The sequence below is a fragment of the Rathayibacter tanaceti genome, from assembly GCF_001634385.1.
GTDB classification, from domain to species: Bacteria; Actinomycetota; Actinomycetes; order Actinomycetales; family Microbacteriaceae; genus Rathayibacter; species Rathayibacter tanaceti.
On sequence record NZ_LIIN01000202.1, the window covers coordinates 1 to 2867 of the forward strand.

Sequence of the window (2867 nt, forward strand, 5' to 3'; positions counted from 1 at the left end):
GGCGGGGCGCGCCCCGCCGATCCGGTCCTGCACTGGACCCGGGTCGAGGCCGCGCTGAAGGCCGACGGCCGCGGTCTGGAGCTGGATCCGCGGCACGTGCACGTGCACGAGTCCCGGCTCGCGGCCGAGGCGCGGATCGACGGCGTGCGGTTCCGGCTGGCCGAGCCGCACCTCGACCCGTCCCTGCGCGTGAGCGTCGCGCTCGGACCGATGGCGGGTTCCGGTGGCGGGCCCATCATCGGCTGGCGTCGCGAGCACGGCGAGGCGCTGGCCGACTCGCTGGTCTCAGCGGGCGGGCGGTAGCGGCGGCAGCTCCTCGTCGAGGAGCCAGGCGTCGAGGAGGTCGTCGACACCGTCGCCGAGCAGCTCGGCGCAGAGTTCGCGGAACTCCTCGTCGGTCACGGCGGCGGAGGCGTGCCGCGACGTCCACGCGCGCACCAGCGCGAAGAACGCCTCGTCGCCGACCGTGAGGCGCAGGGCGTGCAGGGTCAGGGCGCCGCGCTTGTACACGCGGTCGTCGAAGAGAGCGACCGGGCCGGGGTCGCCGAGCACCAGATCCTGCGGGGCCGCACGCAGCACGGCGTGGTGACGGCGGGCGCAGGCGTCCGCGGAGGCGCGGCCCGCCTCCTCCGACCACAGCCACTCGGCGTAGCAGGCGAAGCCTCGTTGAGCCAGATGTGCCGCCAGCGCGCGATGCCGACGCTGTTGCCGAACCACTGGTGGGCGAGTTCGTGCGCGATCAGGCGCTCGGATCCTCCGCGGCCGTCGGCGTGGTTGGCGCCGAAGACGGCCATGCCCTGCGCTTCGAGCGGGATCTCGAGCTCGTCGGCGGTGACGACGACGCAGTAGCGGGCGAAGGGGTAGGGGCCGAAGAGACGCACGAACAGCGTCAGCATCGCGCCGAGCGGCGCGAAGTCGCGGTCGACCCGCTGGGCGAGCGCCGACGGGCGGGCGAGCGCCACGGCGACTCCCGCGAGCAGACGCTCCTGGATCGCGTAGCGGCCGATCTGCACCGAGGCGAGGTAGGCGGCGGTCGGCTCGCGCTGCTCGTAGAGCCAGGTGCGCCGGCCGGAGCGAGCGCTCGAGTCGAGCAGCACGCCGTTCGCGAGGACGGTGTAGCCCTCCTCCGCGCTCACCCGAAGGCGGTAGGGGGCCTTCTCGGCGACGTCGTCGTTGCACGGGAACCAGGTCGAGGATCCCGAGGGCTGCGAGGCGACCAGCGCGCCGTCCTCCAGCTCCTCCCAGCCCAGCTCGCCCCAGTGGCTCGCGCGGGGAGCGGGATGCCCGCTGTACTCGATCTCCACGCTCACCGTGGCGCCGGCCGCGAGCGGCGCGGTCGGTGTCACCCGCAGCTTGTGGGTGGTCTGCTCGTGCCGGGCGCGCTGGCCGTCGACCCGCACCCGTCCCACGCGCAGGCGCGAGAGGTCGAGCGAGAAGCGGCGCAGGGGGTGCAGCGCGACGATCCGCAGGACGGCCCGGCCGATCAGCCGATTGGATGCGACACGGTAGTCGAGGTCGAGGTCGTACGACTCGACGCGGTACCCCGTGTTGCCGATCCCCGGGACGTACGGATCGCCGGCCGTCTCGAGCCCGGTCTGCGCGGGGCTCACGCGACGGGCGCGTGGTAGTCGGCGACGCGGACCTCGCGCCAGGGACCGATCGGATTGCCGCTCCAGCGGCTGCCGGCCGGCACGAGCTCACCGCGCATGACGAGGGAGGCGGGACCGACCGTGCCGTGCGCGGCGATCCGCGCGGCCGGCAGGATCACGCTGTGCGGCCCGAGGGTCGCACCGGGGTCGAGGCTCACGAGATCCATGCTCATGATTCGATCATGGAACAGGTGGGTCTGCACGACGCAGCCCCGGTTCACCGTCGCGCCGTCGCCGAGCGCGATCAGGTCAGCCTCGGGGAGCCAGTAGCTCTCGCACCAGACACCTCTCCCGATCCGGGCGCCCAGGCTGCGCAACCACCACACCAGCGCCGGGGTTCCGGCGGCGGCGTGCGCGAACCACGGAGCCGCGACCATCTCGGTGAAGGTGTCGGCCAGTTCGCTCCTCCAGACGAAGGAGGACCACAGCGGCTGCTCGCTCGGGCGCACCCGCTGGAGGAGCAGCCACTTGGCGGCGGTCGACACGGCCGCGGCGACGGCACCGGCGGCGAGCAGCACGACACCGCCGAGCAGCGCGGCCGCGACCGCGCCTACGGCCTGGATCAGCGTGAGCAGACCGACGACGACGCCCAGCCCGATCGCCGTCGAGACGACCACGGGGACAAAGCGGGCGAGCTCCCACGCGAGGCGGGCGACGCGGAGTCGACGAGCGGGACGGAAGGTGCGCGTCGACTCCGCTTCGACCACCGTGCGCCGCAGCCGCACGGGCGGCGAGCCCAGCCACGACGATCCGGCCTTCGACTTCTTCGGAGCCGAGGAGAGCACCGCCACGAGGCCGCCGGCGGGAACCGTGTGCCCGGGAGCCGCCATCCCCGAGTTGCCGAGGAACGCGCGCTCGCCGATCTCGGCGCGCGCGAGCCGCATCCAGCCGCCGCCGAGCGCGTAGGAGGCGACGAGAGTGTCGTCGGCGAGGAAGGCGCCGTCGCGGATCGTCGTCATCGCGGGCAGCAGCAGCACGGTCGACGCCTCGACGTCCCGGCCGACCCTCGCGCCGAGCAGGCGCAGCCAGACCGGGGTGAAGAGACCGGAGTAGAGCGGGAAGAGCAGGGTCCTGGCCGCATCGAGTAGGCGCTCCGTCGACCAGACCTTCCAGCCGATCCGCCCGCGCACCGGGTGGACGCCCGGTTCGACGCCGCGGCCGAGGAGGCGCACCAGCACGATCATGAGCAGTGCGAGCACGAAGCCCGCGACGGCCACG

The 2867-nt window shown here is 73.7% G+C and carries 3 protein-coding genes and 1 pseudogene; 1 reads left to right on the top strand and 3 read right to left on the bottom strand.

The features are described from left to right. Positions 1–303 (top strand): annotated as a pseudogene (locus ACH61_RS17595) (hypothetical protein); the annotation flags it as partial. Here ACH61_RS17595 and ACH61_RS19135 read toward each other — a convergent pair. From ACH61_RS19135 to ACH61_RS14780, 3 genes are all read right to left on the bottom strand, one after another. After that, on the bottom strand, positions 286–552 hold the full coding sequence (locus tag ACH61_RS19135; protein ID WP_330220188.1) for a M1 family aminopeptidase: 267 nt from the start codon (positions 550–552) through the stop codon (positions 286–288). The pseudogene ACH61_RS17595 and the gene ACH61_RS19135 sit on opposite strands and share 18 nt — an antisense overlap. Then, positions 489–1610 carry a M1 family metallopeptidase gene (locus tag ACH61_RS14775; RefSeq protein ID WP_330220189.1) on the bottom strand — a complete coding sequence of 374 codons (1122 nt, stop codon included), beginning with the start codon at positions 1608–1610 and terminating at the stop codon, positions 489–491. Before ACH61_RS14775 ends, ACH61_RS19135 begins: the two co-directional genes overlap by 64 nt. Beyond that, the coding region (locus ACH61_RS14780; protein WP_330220190.1) for a Pls/PosA family non-ribosomal peptide synthetase at positions 1607–2867 on the bottom strand (1261 nt) is incomplete at its 5' end. The genes ACH61_RS14775 and ACH61_RS14780, both read right to left, overlap by 4 nt.